The sequence below is a fragment of the Nonomuraea sp. NPDC049480 genome (assembly GCF_044465905.1).
Taxonomy (GTDB): domain Bacteria; phylum Actinomycetota; class Actinomycetes; order Streptosporangiales; family Streptosporangiaceae; genus Nonomuraea.
Genome location: NZ_JBITMD010000009.1, coordinates 36,130 through 50,784, shown reverse-complemented (window position 1 = coordinate 50,784; position 14,655 = coordinate 36,130). Strand labels below are relative to the sequence as shown.

General features: G+C 71.2%; 18 protein-coding genes. 7 read left to right on the top strand and 11 right to left on the bottom strand.

All coding sequences use genetic code 11. The annotated features are described in order from the left end of the window. From ACIBX3_RS25785 to ACIBX3_RS25770, 4 genes are all read right to left on the bottom strand, one after another. On the bottom strand, positions 1 to 279 hold the full coding sequence (locus tag ACIBX3_RS25785; RefSeq protein ID WP_397121130.1) for a hypothetical protein: 279 nt from the start codon (positions 277 to 279) through the stop codon (positions 1 to 3). A gap of 58 nt (positions 280 to 337) precedes the next feature. After that, on the bottom strand, positions 338 to 1,057 hold the full coding sequence (locus ACIBX3_RS25780; protein WP_397121128.1) for an HAD family hydrolase: 720 nt from the start codon (positions 1,055 to 1,057) through the stop codon (positions 338 to 340). Positions 1,058 to 1,076: 19 nt separating this feature from the next. After that, positions 1,077 to 1,799, bottom strand: coding sequence for a hypothetical protein (locus ACIBX3_RS25775; RefSeq protein ID WP_397121126.1), 723 nt, complete (start codon positions 1,797 to 1,799; stop codon positions 1,077 to 1,079). A gap of 171 nt (positions 1,800 to 1,970) precedes the next feature. After that, on the bottom strand, positions 1,971 to 2,624 hold the full coding sequence (locus tag ACIBX3_RS25770; RefSeq protein WP_397121125.1) for a GntR family transcriptional regulator: 654 nt from the start codon (positions 2,622 to 2,624) through the stop codon (positions 1,971 to 1,973). A 69-nt stretch (positions 2,625 to 2,693) separates the two neighbouring features. On the opposite strand from ACIBX3_RS25770, the gene ACIBX3_RS25765 reads away from it, so the two are divergent. Continuing rightward, positions 2,694 to 3,881 carry a CaiB/BaiF CoA transferase family protein gene (locus ACIBX3_RS25765; protein ID WP_397121123.1) on the top strand — a complete coding sequence of 396 codons (1,188 nt, stop codon included), beginning with the start codon at positions 2,694 to 2,696 and terminating at the stop codon, positions 3,879 to 3,881. 2 nt (positions 3,882 to 3,883) lie between these two features. Next, positions 3,884 to 4,732 (top strand): HpcH/HpaI aldolase/citrate lyase family protein, encoded by an 849-nt coding sequence (locus ACIBX3_RS25760; RefSeq protein WP_397121746.1) that lies wholly within the window; start codon positions 3,884 to 3,886, stop codon positions 4,730 to 4,732. Here ACIBX3_RS25760 and ACIBX3_RS25755 read toward each other — a convergent pair. Further along, the gene (locus ACIBX3_RS25755) at positions 4,729 to 5,367 is read right to left on the bottom strand and encodes a TetR/AcrR family transcriptional regulator (protein WP_397121121.1); all 639 of its coding nucleotides are present in this window, start codon (positions 5,365 to 5,367) and stop codon (positions 4,729 to 4,731) included. The two genes, ACIBX3_RS25760 and ACIBX3_RS25755, sit on opposite strands and share 4 nt — an antisense overlap. Before the next feature lie 295 nt (positions 5,368 to 5,662). On the opposite strand from ACIBX3_RS25755, the gene ACIBX3_RS25750 reads away from it, so the two are divergent. Further along, positions 5,663 to 6,562, top strand: a complete 900-nt coding sequence (locus tag ACIBX3_RS25750; RefSeq protein WP_397121119.1) for a metallophosphoesterase family protein — start codon at positions 5,663 to 5,665, stop codon at positions 6,560 to 6,562. Between the two features lie 24 nt (positions 6,563 to 6,586). Here ACIBX3_RS25750 and ACIBX3_RS25745 read toward each other — a convergent pair whose 3' ends face one another. The 3 genes from ACIBX3_RS25745 to crcB (ACIBX3_RS25735) all read right to left on the bottom strand — a co-directional run bounded on the left by ACIBX3_RS25745 (position 6,587) and on the right by crcB (ACIBX3_RS25735) (position 8,813). Next, positions 6,587 to 7,813 (bottom strand): hypothetical protein, encoded by a 1,227-nt coding sequence (locus ACIBX3_RS25745; RefSeq protein WP_397121117.1) that lies wholly within the window; start codon positions 7,811 to 7,813, stop codon positions 6,587 to 6,589. A gap of 182 nt (positions 7,814 to 7,995) precedes the next feature. After that, the gene (gene crcB / locus ACIBX3_RS25740; protein ID WP_397121115.1) at positions 7,996 to 8,355 is read right to left on the bottom strand and encodes a fluoride efflux transporter CrcB; all 360 of its coding nucleotides are present in this window, start codon (positions 8,353 to 8,355) and stop codon (positions 7,996 to 7,998) included. Continuing rightward, positions 8,352 to 8,813, bottom strand: coding sequence for a fluoride efflux transporter CrcB (gene crcB / locus ACIBX3_RS25735; protein ID WP_397121113.1), 462 nt, complete (start codon positions 8,811 to 8,813; stop codon positions 8,352 to 8,354). The genes crcB (ACIBX3_RS25740) and crcB (ACIBX3_RS25735) overlap by 4 nt, the downstream gene beginning before the upstream one ends. A 234-nt stretch (positions 8,814 to 9,047) precedes the next feature. On the opposite strand from crcB (ACIBX3_RS25735), the gene ACIBX3_RS25730 reads away from it, so the two are divergent. Together ACIBX3_RS25730 and ACIBX3_RS25725 are read left to right on the top strand one after the other, a co-directional pair. After that, a complete protein-coding gene (locus tag ACIBX3_RS25730) occupies positions 9,048 to 9,398 on the top strand; it encodes a hypothetical protein (RefSeq protein WP_397121111.1) in 351 nt (116 codons plus the stop codon). Between the two features lie 47 nt (positions 9,399 to 9,445). Next, a complete protein-coding gene (locus tag ACIBX3_RS25725; protein ID WP_397121109.1) occupies positions 9,446 to 10,219 on the top strand; it encodes an HNH endonuclease family protein in 774 nt (257 codons plus the stop codon). A 375-nt stretch (positions 10,220 to 10,594) separates the two neighbouring features. Here the strand turns inward: ACIBX3_RS25725 and ACIBX3_RS25720 are convergent, their stop codons facing one another. Next, a complete protein-coding gene (locus ACIBX3_RS25720; protein WP_397121107.1) occupies positions 10,595 to 10,945 on the bottom strand; it encodes a hypothetical protein in 351 nt (116 codons plus the stop codon). An 80-nt stretch (positions 10,946 to 11,025) separates the two neighbouring features. On the opposite strand from ACIBX3_RS25720, the gene ACIBX3_RS25715 reads away from it, so the two are divergent. After that, positions 11,026 to 11,646 (top strand): YigZ family protein, encoded by a 621-nt coding sequence (locus ACIBX3_RS25715; protein WP_397121105.1) that lies wholly within the window; start codon positions 11,026 to 11,028, stop codon positions 11,644 to 11,646. A gap of 6 nt (positions 11,647 to 11,652) precedes the next feature. On the opposite strand, the gene ACIBX3_RS25710 is transcribed toward ACIBX3_RS25715, so the two are convergent. Next, the gene (locus tag ACIBX3_RS25710; protein ID WP_397121103.1) at positions 11,653 to 12,882 is read right to left on the bottom strand and encodes an isochorismate synthase MenF; all 1,230 of its coding nucleotides are present in this window, start codon (positions 12,880 to 12,882) and stop codon (positions 11,653 to 11,655) included. Positions 12,883 to 13,099: 217 nt separating this feature from the next. Between ACIBX3_RS25710 and ACIBX3_RS25705 the strand changes: the two genes are divergently transcribed. Beyond that, positions 13,100 to 13,930 (top strand): SGNH/GDSL hydrolase family protein, encoded by an 831-nt coding sequence (locus ACIBX3_RS25705; protein WP_397121101.1) that lies wholly within the window; start codon positions 13,100 to 13,102, stop codon positions 13,928 to 13,930. A 31-nt stretch (positions 13,931 to 13,961) separates the two neighbouring features. Here the strand turns inward: ACIBX3_RS25705 and ACIBX3_RS25700 are convergent, their stop codons facing one another. Continuing rightward, a complete protein-coding gene (locus ACIBX3_RS25700; RefSeq protein ID WP_397121099.1) occupies positions 13,962 to 14,207 on the bottom strand; it encodes a hypothetical protein in 246 nt (81 codons plus the stop codon). Positions 14,208 to 14,655: the final 448 nt, after the last annotated feature.

The window sequence follows — 14,655 nt, the reverse complement described above, 5'->3', positions numbered from 1 at the left end:
TCACTCAGGTTCAGGTGCAACGACGGAATACAAGCCGGCCACCGAAAGCGGCACCCCGGCTTTGGCCACCCGCTCATCAGTGATCAGGCCGACGGCGGCAAGCGCTCGCAGATCCCACATCAGCTCCTGGTGCACGTCGTCCTGCACATCGGCCATCGAGTGGGCAAGGACGCAAACATGCAGCGGGTCGCCTTGCTCGCCGCCGATGTCGTCCCAGATCTGCGCGAACAACTCGCGATCAAGGTCAGCCTGCTTGCCTGACGTGCCTGAAAAGATCACCTCGCTTTGACCTGCGGGAAGAGGTAACAACTCCAGATAAGCGGGAGCGCCGGGAGTGTCAGGCGCTCCCGGAGCGGGCGCCCGCCCAGGAAGGCCGGCGGACCAGCGGCGGCAGGTCGGCCAGCGTCGTGATGCGGGGGAAGCCCGGCGGCGCCGGCTCGACGCCGAGGCGGTCGAGCCAGACCGAGCGCATCCCGGTCGCCGCCGGCCCCGTCACGTCCTTGTCCACGTCGTCGCCCACCAGCAGCACCTCCTCCGGCGTCAGCCCGAGCGCGGCCGCCGCCCCGGTGTAGGCGGCGGGCGACGGCTTGAAGTGGCCGCCCAGCACCTCGCCGGTCAGCACCGTCCGCAGCGGCCCGTCCAGCCCGATCGCGCGGACCTTGGCCTCCTGCATGACCTGCGCGCCGTTCGTCAGCACGCCGAGCGCGAGGCCGGACAGCGCCGCCACGGCGCCGGCCGCGTCCGGGTAGGCGGCCCAGCTCCTGCGGTAGAACTCGGTGAAGCCGGCGTAGGCCGCGTCCAGGTCGGCGGGCTCGTCCACCAGCAGCTCCCGGCAGAACGCGCTCAGGCGGCGGCGCCGCTGCTCCTCCAGCGAGCACTCGCCCGCCTGCCACATCGGGAGGTAGCGCCCCTCCAGGTCCTCCCAGAGGCCGGGCGCCTCGGTCAGGCGCGGATGGTCCGGGCAGTGCGCCGACAGCCAGGTGGTGATCGCGGTGTCGGCGGCGCCCCGGTGGTCGAGCAGGGTGCCGTCCAGGTCGAACAGGACGCCTTTGATCATCACACTCCACGATAACCGGTCACGACAACGCCGCGGCGATGCGGGCGGCGGTCTCGGGAGGCGGGTAGCCGAGGGTGAGACCGCGTACCGACAGCGGGGCCTGCGCGAAGCGGATCTCGCCGTGGTCGGTGAGGATGTAGTCCAGCGCGGGGGAGTGGCCGCGATGCGCGTCCAGCGCCGCCGCCTCCGGCTCGGCCACCTCGGGCGGGAGCACGTCCAGGTAGTCGGCGATCAGCGCGTCCAGGTCGAACAGCTCCGCGTAGCGCTCGGCCGTCCCCGCCACCACCCGGATCAGGTCACCGGCCGGCTGCGCCTGGTAGACCAGCCCGGCGCCGCCGCTCTTGGCGAACCAGCGCAGCGCCTCCTCGACGGGCAGCGTGAACGCGCCGTACGGCTTGCGCCCGTACAGCAGCGCCTCGGCGATCCACCGGTCGCACCACCGCTCGTCGCGGTACGGCACCGGCGCGGCCGGATCGACGGTCAGCCCCTGGGCCAGCACCGGGTTCCAGGCCGACACCATGGGGCTGCTGAAGCGCCGCATGCGCGGGCCCTGCCAGTGGCTGAGCGCGTAGCCGAACCAGACGGTCACGACCTCGATCTGCCAATCGGGGAGGCGGCGCGCGTAGGCGCCGTTCATGATCTGGCCGCCGTCGGAATGCCGCCAGGGGCCGGGCGGGATGCCTGCACCTGCGGGGACCGGCGGAGTCCGGTAGTCGGGCTGCAGGATCCACGCGTCCGCCACAGCTCTGCCCTTTCGGGATCGGCATCTGACTTACGTGTCAGAGCACCAGAGTTGCACATCGCGCATCACCCTTCACTCCGTTCGCGCCAGACCCGGCGCGAACGCTGACATTCGTCATCGGTCCCCGCGACGTGCGCATGCGGCTGAGCGTGGTGACGGTGAGGGGGCGGGTCAGCGGTGGGCGCGGTAGTCGCCGGCGCGCCGCACGTGGGCGATCATGAGGCGTTCGGCGGTCTCGCCGTCGCCCGCCTCCAAAGCCGCCAGGATGCCCTCGTGCGCCTCGAGCTGGGCCTTGACCTGGGTCTCGTCCAGCCAGAGCGACGCCCCGGCGGGTACGGGGAAGCTGTCGCGCACCGATCTGGCGTGCGCGCCCAGGAAGGCGGGCCCGCCGATGTCCACGATCCGCAGGTGGAACCGCATGCTCTGCTCGCCGAGCCGGTCGTTCCTGCCGCACGCGGCGTCGTCGGCCATGGCGGCGTGCAGCTCGCGCAACCCGGCCAGCTCCCCGGGGGTGATCCGGGCCGCGGCCAGGCGAGCGCCCAGCCCCTCGACGACCGCGCGCAGCCCGTAGTACTCGGCCAGTGCCTCCTCGCCCAGGTCCACCACGGTCGCCCCGTGGTGCGCCTCGTAGCTGATCAGCCGGTCCTTCTCCAGCCTGCGCAGCGCCTCGCGCACCGGCGTGACCGACACGCCGAGCCGCTTGGCCACCTCCCCGGCCCGGAGCGCGGTGCCACCGGGGATGCGCGCGCTGCGGATGTCGTCGAGCAGCACGCTGTAGACGTATTCGGCCTTGCTCATGGGCGGGCGCGACTCGGTGGCGGGCATGTCCTCAATTGTCTCGTATATCGGTCATAGCGGTTGACCTATGACATATTTCTTATAAGTTACATACCCATGACGAGCCTCGCCGACCTGCGGGTCATCGACGCGGCGACCCTGTTCGCGGGTCCCTCGGCCGCGACGATGCTGGGCGACTTCGGCGCCGACGTGATCAAAATCGAGCATCCCCGCCGCGGCGACCCGTCCCGCGGCCACGGCGCCTCCGTGAACGGCGTGGGCCTGTGGTGGAAGACGCTGTCCCGCAACAAGCGCACCGCGGCCGTCGACCTGTCCCGCGCCGAGGGCCAGGAGATCCTGCGCCGCCTGGCCGGGCGGTCCGACGTGCTGATCGAGAACTTCCGCCCCGGCACCCTGGAACGCTGGAACCTGGCCCCCGAGGACCTGCTGGCGCTCAACCCGCGGCTGATCGTGGCGCGGATGACCGGGTTCGGGCAGACCGGGCCGATGGCCGCGCGGCCGGGGTTCGGGACGCTGGCCGAGGCCATGAGCGGGTTCGCGGCCATGACGGGAGAGCCCGACGGGCCGCCCACGCTGCCCCCGCTGGCGCTCGCCGACGGCATCGCCGGCCTGGCCATGGCGTACGCCATCATGGTGGCGCTGCGCGCCCGCGAGCACACCGGGCGCGGCCAGGTGATCGACATGGCGATCATCGAGCCCATCCTGGGCCTGCTGGGGCCGCAGATGACCGCGTACAAGGCCCTCGGCGTCGTGCCGCGCCGCACCGGGAACCGCTCCAGCAGCAACGCGCCGCGCAACACCTACCGCACCCGCGACGGCCGCTGGCTGGCGATCTCCACCAGCGCCCAGCCCATCGCCGAGCGCGTCGTCACCCTCGTCGGGCGGCCCGACCTGGTCGAGCAGCAGTGGTTCGCCACCGGGCACGGCCGCGTCGAGCACGTGGACGAGCTGGACGAGGCCGTCGCCTCCTGGATCGCCGAGCGCGACGCCGACGAGGTCATCGCCCGCTTCGAGGAGGTCCAGGCCGCGGTCGCACCCATCTACGACGTGACCGACATCGCCGGGGACCCGCAGTACGCGGCGCTCGGCACGTTCGTCGACGTGCCCGACGAAGAGCTCGGCTCGGTCACCCTGCAGAACGTCCTGTTCCGCCTGTCGGACACGCCCGGCGAGATCCGCTGGCCGGGCCGGCCGCTCGGCAGGGACACCGACGAGGTGCTCGCCGGGCTCGACTACTCCGGCGAGCGGATCGCCGGACTGCGCGAGGCCGGGGTGATCGCTTGAACGTGCCCGTGACCTGGCTGTACGTGCCCGGCGACCGGCCCGAGCGGTTCGCCAAGGCGGTCGCGTCCGGCGCGGACGTGGTGATCGTCGACCTGGAGGACGCGGTCGCGCCCGCGCGCAAGGACGAGGCCCGCGCCAACGCCGTGGCGTACCTGCGCGAGCGGAGGGACGCCAGGGACCGGTCCGGCGCCACCGTGCGGGTGCACGTCCGGGTCAACGACCTGGCCACGCCTCGCGGACGCGACGACCTGGCCGCCGTCGGCGAGCTGGCCGACGGAGTACGGCTGCCGAAGGTCGAGTCGGCCGCCGTGCTCGACGGGCTCACCGGAGCCCCGGCGTACGCGCTGCTGGAGTCGGCGGCCGGGATCGTCAACGCCCAGGCCATCGCCGCGCACCCGCGCGTCGCCGGTGTCGCGCTCGGCGAGCAGGACCTGGTCGCCGAGCTGTCCATCACCGACGAGCACGCCATGAACCACCTCAGGCTCCAGGTCGTCCTCGCCGCCGCCGCTGCGGGCCTGCCGCCGGTGCCCATGTCCGTCTACCCGGACGTCAAGGACGAGGCCGGGCTCGTCGCCTCCTGCCGGGCCGGGCGGGCGCTCGGCCTGTTCGGCAGGAGCGCCGTCCACCCCCGTCAGATCCCCGCGATCAGGCGGGCGTTCCGGCCCACCGAGGAGGAGGAGGCCAGGGCGGCGGAGATCGTCACGGCCGCCGAACGGGCCGAGCAGGCGGGGATCGGCGCGCTCGCGCTGCCCGACGGCCGATTCGTGGACGCCCCGATCATCGCCCGTGCCCGCCGCACGCTGGCCCTGGCCGAGCACCTCGCCGACGACCGGCAGGCGGGCGAGGGCTAGGAGCCGCTCCACCAGCGGGCCGACAGCTCGTCGTCCGTGGGCGGAGGGCCGGGCAGGTCGCGGTGGGCCGGGGGCACCCGCAGCGAGTCCGTCATCAGGGTCAGGTAGCGGTGACGCAGCTCCGTGACGCGCTTCTCGTCGCCCAGCTTGATCGAGGCGATCTGCTCGAACAGCAGCGCGATGTCGGCCGTCGTCACGTCCGGCCGCAGCACGCCCGCCTCCACCGCCCGGTGGTGGATCTCGGTGGCGAGCATCCCGGCCCTGGCCGCGTCGCGGCCGAGCTCCTCCGTCGGCTGGAACGTCCCCGCCAGCTTGATCGTCAGCGAGTTGGTGTCGGCGTCCACGATGCCGCGCAGGTAACCGGCGAACATCTCCCACGGGTCGCCGCCCCCGGCCAGCGCCCGCTCGGTCACCTCGATATAGAGCTTGAGCCCGTCGCCGCAGAGCTTCTGCAACAGGGCTTCCTTGCTGGGATAACGGCGATAGAGCGCGCTGATCCCGACGCCCGCCTTCTCGGCCACGGCCGCGATGGGGGCGCCGGGATCGGCGGTGAAGACGGCCCGCGCCGCCTGGAGGATCAGCTCGTCGTTGCGTGCGGCCTGCGCTTTGCGGCCGCTCATGGGTGCGCTGGTCATATTCCTAGTATAGGAACGTAGGGTTCCGTTCTGCTAGTCAGGGCGGTCGCGCTCGGGTGTGCGGGAGCGGGGCGGCGTCGAGAGCGGCACGGGAGTGAGCTGCTTGGGAGGAATTTGGGGAATTCGGGCGATCCCCTGGACCTGTCGTGAGGCATAGACGCTTATGTACGGGAGGATCCTATGATCTACAAAGTAAAGGCGTCCGGTTGCGGCGTCTTGCTGTGCGCACCGTTATTACGCCGCACCGACGCATGAGGCCCGGGGACGCGACGCGCGCTCCGGGCCTCAGCGGTGCATGGCATGCTCGTACCATCCGGAAGGAGGTACGCCGTTGCCCGCTCTCCAGGACGGCCGCCTGCTGGCGGTCAGCGACCTGCACGTCTCCTATCCCGACAACCGCGCCATCGTCCAGGAGCTGAAGCCGCTCGCCCCGGGTGACTGGCTGCTGGTGGCGGGGGACGTCGGCGAGCGGCTGGAGGACATCGGCTGGGCCCTGCGCCTGCTGGCCGCCCGGTTCGCGCGGGTCGTCTGGGCGCCGGGCAACCACGAGCTGTGGAGCCCGCCGGGTGACCCGCCGGACCTCAGGGGCGTGGCCCGCTACGACCACCTGGTGGCCATGTGCCGTGAGCTGGGGATTGTCACTCCGGAAGACGAGTACCCACTGTGGGAGGGGCCGGGCGGCCCGGCGCGGATCGTCCCTCTTTTTCTGCTTTACGACTACACGTTCCTTCCTCCCGGCATCTCCACGAAGGAAGCCGCCCTCGCCTACGCCGACAGCACCGGCGTGGTGTGCACGGACGAGTACCTCCTGCACCCGGACCCGTACCCGTCCCGCGAGGCGTGGTGCCGGGCCCGCGTCGAGCTGACCGAGCGGCGGCTGAACGCGCTGGACGACGTGCCGCTGGTGTTCCTCAACCACTACCCGCTGGTACGCGAGCCGACGGACGTGCTGTGGTATCCGGAGTTCGCCCAATGGTGCGGCACGACCGCCACCCGGGACTGGCATCGGCGTCACCCGACGGCGGCGATGATCTACGGGCACCTGCACATTCCCCGCGTCACCTGGTATGACGGGGTGCGTTTCGAGGAGGTGTCGCTCGGCTATCCCCGGGAGTGGAAGCGCCGCCCGGAAGGGCGGCGCCTGCTGCGCGACGTCCTGGTGGGCGACGAGCCCGCGCGGGCGGCCGCGGACTGACCGCGGCCGCTCGCGGCCCCTGGGTCAGTAGCCTCCGGTGACCCGTACCTTGGGCCCGATCTTGCGTGGCACCCCGATGTTGTCGATCAGGTTGCCGCTGGAGGCGACGGACATCGACTCGCCGTCGCCGTCGCCCTTGGTCAGGAGCATCCCGGTCTCACGCTTGGTGCCGTGGCCGAGGATGGTGTTGCCGTTGATCGCGGCGTGGCCTTTACCGTAGTTGACGGCGTCCAGCGCCAGGTAGACGAAGTTCACGTCCGGCGGGAGCGGCCCGGAGGTGGTGTGCTTGCGCTCGGGCGGCGCCGCGCCCTGCTGGCGGGCCTTGCGGAGCTCGGCCAGCGCGTTCGGCGGGGGCAGGAATTTGTGGATGCGGTTGGCCGTGATCGTCGTGTTGGCCTCGCCCTGCAGGTCGCAGCGGATGCCGTAGTACGTCTGGCCGGCGGTGCTCTCGGCGCCGAAGTCCTCGATGTAGTTGTTGTGGATCGAGGTGCCGAAGCAGCGGTGGGCGTCGATGGCGTGCTTCGGCGTGGCGTACAGGTGCAGGTCGCTGAACGTCCAGCCGGCGGCGTTGTCGCTCTGGATGGCATGCGTGCCGCTGAAGCCGATCCAGGAGCGCTGGAAGGTCCAGTCGGTGACGGAGTTGCCTGGGTCGACGACGCGGAGACCGGCCTCGGCGGCGCCGGCGATGTAGACGTCGCTGATGACGCTGTTCACCATCGTGTTGCGCAGCAGCGTGCCGTTCTGCGACGGGTTGCTGATGCGGATGCCGTCGGACGGGGTGCCGTAGATGTCGACGTCGTACACCCGGGCGTTCCACGAGCGCAGCATCAGGCCCACGGTGCCGGTGTTGTTGTCCCGGTTGCCGTCGATGGTGAGTTTCTCGACGCGGAGTGTGTCGCCGCTGAAGTCGGTGTTGCTGACCCAGCTCTCGGAGGCGAGCACGGCCGGCAGGTTCGCGCCGTCGGCCTGCTTGAGCACGGTCCCCGCTTTGGCGTCCCCCCGGTACGTGCGCCGCTCGAGCAGGCTGATCGTGGCGTTGATGAGGCACGGCCCCTTGATGACGATCTCGTCGCCCTCCTTGGACGAGTCGATCGCGGCCTGCAGCGTGGCGGCGTCGGTGGTGGTGTTGGCGCAGGTCGCCTCCACGCGGGAGGCGGCGGCCGGTGGCACCGGCATGAGGACGGCCACCCCCGTGACGGCCGCTGTGAGTAAGGCGCCGCCCGCGAGCAGGCGCATCGGTAACTGACGCAATGTCGTCCCCTTTGTCAGAAGGATGGTCGCGGGGACACGGAGATCTCAAGGTGGCCCCGTGACGATCATTCTGGCCGACGGGCGGCAGATCCGGGATTCCTTTTCTGATCGGCCACTTCAATGGTGGTGAGAAGGCCGCCGATGGAGGCGCCGCAGGCGAGGCCGGGCCGGCCGAGATCGGCTCAGAGGAGAGCCTCTGCCAGCGCGAAACCGCAGTAGGCCGCGCCGAGCCCGGCGACCACGCTGGCCACGGCGTTGGCCACCGCGTGGAAGCGCGCCCCCTCCTCCATCAGCCGCACGGTCTCGTACCCGAGCGTCGAGTACGTGGTCAGCGCCCCGCAGAACCCCGTCCCCGCCAGCGCCATCATGCCGTCGCCCGCCGGCAGCGCGGCCAGGAACGCCAGCAGCGCCGAGCCCGCCACGTTCACCGTCAGCGTTCCCCACGGGAAGACGGTGTCGTGCCGGGCCTGCACCGCCCGGTCCGCCAGGTAGCGCAGCGGCGCCCCGACCGCGGCCCCGATCACGATCAGCAGGAGCGTCACCGTGTGTCCGCCTTCACCCCGGCGATCCGCCTCGTCAGCCACATCCCGGCGGCGACGGCCGCCAGCGCGGCAGCCATGGTGCCGGCCAGGTACGCCAGCCCCGTGACCGGCGCCCGGTCCTGGACCAGCCGCACGAAGTCGACCGCGTACGCCGAGAAGGTCGTGTACCCGCCCAGCACGCCGACTCCGAGGAACGGCCGCGCCAGCCGGTGCGCCTGCCGCACCTCCGTGATCAGCACCATGAGCACCCCGATGAGCAGGCAGCCCGACACGTTGATCCAGAACGTCGCCCACGGGAACCCGCCGGGCGGGGCGGGCAGCGCCACCTGGACGGCGTGCCTGGCCAGCGCCCCCAGCGCGCCGCCGGCCGCGATGGCCGCCAGCACCGGCCAGTGCAGCTCGGTGCGCTGCGCGGGCACGTGCAGATCGACGTCCGGGTCGATCGGACGATCAGTCACACCAAGCAGGTTACATCGGCATACAGGCACATACTGCCCACCGGGTCCGGGAGGGTTTCGAGGCGAAACCGAGGCTGTCCCGTCGGTGCGGACGCCAGTGGGACGGGGGCCGGGCGCCGGCAACAGTTCACACCCCAGGCATTGAGGCGGTGCGGATCAGGCTCTATCGCGCCCGCAAGCGTCTGGAACGGGAACCGGTGGCCACGCCGCGGCACGAAGGTGCGACGGCGGCTCGTGGCAGGCTTCGCCGCCCTGGCGACGGCCACGGCGGTCGCTGCCGGCACCGGCCTGGTCGGTGGCCCGGCGACCAGTTACGCCAACGCGGCCGCCTCCATCAAGAAGACCGATGAGTACTTCAGCGTGAGCATCACCGACCCCACGGCCGACCGCCACCGCTTCGAGGAGGCGTTCCGGGCGGTCGGGCTGAACGTCACGGTCAAGGTGATCCCGGTGGCGCCGTACAACGTGGGGAAGCTGATCGGCCCCATGGTCCCGGACGGCTTCACGTGGCCGCCGGCAAGGGCGCGGGCCCCACTCCCAGCCCGCACGCACCCCGAACCCCAGTGGTACGACATGCCGGACTGAGCCGGCAGCAGGAGGCGGCGCCACGTTTCAGTCACACAATCCTGGCCGTGTCAAAACAGGCAAAGCCGGGAATTTCTCTAGACAACTGGGAGCGCACGGAGGACCGGTTGAGCACGAAGGACGCCATCGCCCTTCTCGCGGGAGCCATCGTCGTCGTTTCCTTCGTCGGCACCGCCAAGACCCCGCCCGCCACCGCGGCCAGCCCGCTGGGCAACGTCTCCGGCACGTTACCCGGCCTGGCGCCCATCAGCTCCGACGCCGACAAGGCCAAGGCGCGCGACCTCATCCAAAAGCTGCGGGTCAAGGGCTTCGGCCCCAACACCGGGTACGAACGTACCCGGTACGGGGAGAACTGGGCGGACACGGCGACGGGGGTTCCGTTCGCGCGCAACGGCTGCCGCACCCGCGACGACCTGCTGGCCCGCGACGGCCGCGACGTGAAGTATCGTGCCGGGTCGGGCTGCGAGGTCGTGTCGATGACGCTGGACGACCCCTACACCGGCCGCACCATCTTCTGGCACAAGGACAACGCCGGCGAGGTGCAGGTCGACCACGTGGTGCCGCTGAACTACGGCTGGCGCATGGGCGCGCCGCGCTGGCCCATGTCCAAACGGCTCGAGTTCGCCAACGACCCGCTCAACCTGCTGCCGGTGGACGGTGCCGCCAACGAGCAGAAGGACGCCTCGGGCCCGGCGAACTGGCTGCCGCCGCAGCGGCGCATCCGGTGCGCGTACGTCACCCGTTTCGCGCAGGTCGCGTTCAAGTACAACGTGCCCGTCACCGCGGCCGACAAGAAGATGATGCTCACCCAGTGCCGATGACATCCGGCACAACCCGCGCCACGCGTCAGGACCGCCGCAAAGCCCCGGACGGAGATCCGCCCGGGGTTCGGGTGCCGCTCAGGTGGCCGGGGGCGTGACGTCCATGTCGGACACCACGATGTCGATCGTGTTCATGGTCGGTCCCATTCCTGGGTCGGTCGGTTTCACCGGTCCCAGGAAGACGATCGCGGGCCGGACGATACGACAACCTCCGGCGCCCGATCAATCGCGAACATCTCGTCGCGAACGGCCGCCGGACGGGGAGCCCGAGGCGGTGCTGACGTACATGCAGTCTGTCGCCGCCCTCTGCAACCTGCGCACGCAGCAGGTGCTGAACGAGGTGCAGACCGTGCCGCGGCCGCGTGGCGGGCAAGATCAGTCGGGGTTGCCGCCCACCGCGACCGGCCGTTCCCCGGGGGCGGCCACCACCGTCCGGGGCAGCATCGCGGCGACCTCACGCGACAGGTGGGGATCGGACCGGAAGGCCTCCACGATCGCCAGCCGCAACGCCGCCTGGCTGGGCTCGTCGTCCGGCTTGGCCTCGGCCACCCGCGCGATCACCTGTTTGGCCTGGGTATCCCCGCGGCCGAACACCCGCTGCAGGATGCGGCTGCCGCGGGCGACGGGGGTGTCGGCGGCCAGCTCGCTGGTCTTGGCCAGAACGCTCACCCCGTAGGCGCCGATCGCCGAGGTGACGAAGGGCATGACGGCGTTGGCAATGTCCATGAGACCCTCCCCGAGGTCATGATGGATGAACGTGATGGTAGCCCGGATGGTTCCGGTGGCGGGGGCATACCCTGTCGAATGTGCCTGCTCCGTACCTCACACTCAAGACCGTCGTCGAGCACGAGACCGAGGTGCGGCGATCGCGCTTCATCTGCGCCGTGGCGCCCGCGCGGAGCGTGGAGGAGGCGGCGGCGTTCATCGCCGGACGGCGGCGGCAGCACGCCGGCGCCACCCACAACTGCACCGCCTACGTCGTCGGCCAGCGCGTGCAGAAGGGTGACGACGACGGCGAGCCGGGCGGCACCGCCGGCACGCCGATGGTGCAGGCGCTGGTGGGGCGGGGATACAACGACGTGGTGGCGGTGGTGACCCGGTATTTCGGCGGCGTGCTGCTGGGGGCGGGCGGACTGGTGCGGGCCTACGGGTCGGCGGTGACCGAGACCCTGGACCGGGCCGATCCGGTGCGGATGGTGCCGGCCAGGCGGGTCCGCGTCGCGGTGGCGCACGACCAGGCCGGGCGGGTGGAGAACGACCTGCGGGCCTCGCGGTACGCGGTCGAGGACGTGACGTACGCGGGCGACGTCACCTTCGCCGTCGCGGTGGGCGAGGACGAGGTGGCGAAGTTCGCCGACTGGGTGGCCACGCTGACGGCCGGGCGGGCCCGCGTGGCCGTGGGCGAGGACGTCCACGTCCCCGGCTGAAACGCCTCAGCCTTCCAGGGCGTATTGCATGACGCGGAACTTGGCCTGCGCCTCGGCCAGTTCGGCGGCCGGGTCGGAGTCGCCCATGATGCCGCCGCCGGCGAACAGACGGGCGCGGCGGCCGTGGACGAGCCCCGAGCGCAGCGCGATGCCCCACTCGCCGTCGCCGTGGGCGTCGATCCAGCCGACGGGGCCGGCGTACCCGGCCCGGTCCATGCCCTCCAGCTCGCGGATGACCTTGATCGCGATGTCGGTCGGGGTGCCGCCGACGGCCGCGGTCGGGTGCATGGCGGCGACCACGTCCAGCACGGACGCGCCGTCGGCCAGCCGGCCGGTGACGTGGCTGGCCAGGTGCTGGACGTTGGGCAGCATCAGCAGCTCGGGCACGTCGGGCGTCTCCAGCGACGAGCACAGCGGGGCGAGGGTCTGGCGGACCGAGGCGATCGCGCACTCGTGCTCGTGGCGGTCCTTCGCGGAGGCCAGCAGCGCGGCCCCGCGGGCGAGGTCGTCGGCCGGGCCGGTGCCGCGCGCGGTCGTTCCGGCCAGGACCAGCGACTCGATCTCCTGTCCCGTGCGCCGGATGAGCAGCTCGGGCGTCGCGCCGACCAGCCCCGCGACTGAGAACGTGTAGCACTCGGGGTAGCGGCGGGCCAGCCGGGCCAGCAGCAGCCGCACGTCGATGGGCCGTTCCGCGGTGGCGACGAGGTCGCGGGCGAGCACGACCTTCTCCAGCTCGCCGTCGCGGATCCGCCGGGCGGCGCGGGCCACGACGTGCTCCCACTCGGGGGCGGTGAGGCCGCCGTCGCCGTAGCTGATGCGGCCCGGGTCGCGGACCGGCGTGAAGGTCTCCAGCGGCGCGTTCCCGATCGTGGTCAGCCAGGCGCGGCCGTCGCGGCGGGCCAGCACGGCCTGCGGCACGACCAGGACCGAGCCGTGCGCGTCCTCGTCGAAGGTGAAGCTGCCGAAGGCGACCGGGCCGGAACCGGGAGTGCGGGCGGCGTCGTCGACGTGCGCCTCGCCGAACACGCCGGCCAGCCATTGGCGGGCCCAGGCGAACCGGCCCTGGCCTGGAGGGACGGAGACTCTGGCGGCCTCGCCCCAGCCGACGAGCCCCTCGCCGTGCCTGATCCAGGCATACGGCGCCGTCCTGGGCAGAGAGGCCAGCAGGTCACCGGGGTCGCCGACCGGTGTGGTGCGAACCGGTAGCGGGCGGGTTGTTCCGAGCGCGACACTCACTCAAGACATGCTATGCGGGAACTGAACATGTTCGACTCTGACCCCCGTGAATGCCACGTTACGGCCAACGAACCCGGAAAAAACCGGATGTCAGCGGGTATTCAGCCCAACCTGATCGGCTTCGGCCTGTCAAGCGGCCATATGAAGTCGGTCCTGAAATGACAGACCTTCCTCCGAGGTCATGGTGCCCCGGTGATCGGCTCTCTACCTTGGGCCCATGATCGTTCGCCTGTGCCCCCTCCTCGCCGCAGTCATCGTCGTCTCCGGTTCCGGTACGGCGCAGGCCGCCGCACAGCCCGCGCCCGAGATCATGGCCGCGCTCGGCGACTCCATCTCCACCGGGTTCAACGCCTGCGGCTGGTACGTCTCCTGCGCCTCCCGCTCCTGGTCGGCCGGCGACCACCGGGAGGTCACCAGCCACTACCTGCGCCTGTCGAAGCTGTCTGGAACGCTCCACAAACACAACCTCAACTTCGCCGTCCCCGGCTCCACCAGCGCCGACCTGCTCGGCCAGGTGAAGAAGGCCGTCGCGGCCAAGGCCGACTACGTGACGATCCTCATCGGCGCCCAGGACGCCTGCGCCGGCACCGAGCAGGCCATGACGCCGGTGCCGACGTACCGGCGGCGGCTGCAGGCCGCGCTGGCCGAGCTGCGCGCCGGCATGCCCAGGGCCAGGGTGCTCATCGCCAGTATCCCGGACCTGCGGCGGCTGTGGCAGGTGGGCAGGAACAATCCGCTGGCCAGGACGTTCTGGACGCTGGGCCGCATCTGCCCGGCGATGCTGGCCAACCCGATCTCCACCCGGCGGGCCGACACCCAGCGCCGCAACCGGGTCCGCGAGCGCGTCATGGCCTACAACCGGGCCGCCGCCCAGGAGTGCGCCACCTACGGCCCCGGCTGCCGCACCGACGGCGGCGCGGTGTTCTCCTACCCCTTCACCCTCGACCACGTCAGCAAGTGGGACTACTTCCACCCCAGCGCCGCCGGGCAGCGGGTGCTGGCCCGGCAGACGTTCGAGCACGGCTTCGACTGGATCGACCCGCGTTGAACACACGGTGGTACGGCGCAGCTCTCATGAGCTACGACCGGATGAACCCGTTCACGATCAACGGCAGCGACGCGTCCAGGCCCGCCACGTTCAGCACGCCCTCGTCACGCGGATCGCCGATCGAGTAACCGGCCGCCGTCATCGCCGCCACGACCACCCGTGTCTCACCGGCGACGGTGCGCCGGTAGGCGTCGAGTTCCTGCGTCGGGTGTGCCCGGCAGGCCCAGGTCTTCGCTGAGCAGCATGCCCTGGGCTGCGAGCGCGAAACGGACGTCACAGGCCAGCACCTGCCCGCCGTACAAGAGAACGGGTGAGGAATTGGTGGAACTGAGCCGACAGGAGACGGAAGGGACCGTCGGTCAGCCAAGGCAACTCGACCACGAGTACGCCCGGATCGCGGAGAGGTCCACCCTGCCCACCAACGCCTCAAGGTGGCAGAAGTTCAAAGTGTGGCTGGCCATCATCATGAGGAATGGACCTGGATAAGGCGATGCCATGCCCCGCGAAGCGTCTCACCGGCGAATCACTTCCCCGTATCGGCCCTCAGGATGATCCGGCCTACCGCAGAAGTTTGCCCGGGCTTCCCGTTCACGGTCGCTTCCTTGCTGCCCCGCATCCGCATGGTGACGACTTCTCTCATACGGCGGGTAGGAGTACTGCCCACCGCCCTCCTCTTGATATATACGGCTCGGCAACGGGAGCGGCGGCCAGCTCTGTGTCACTCG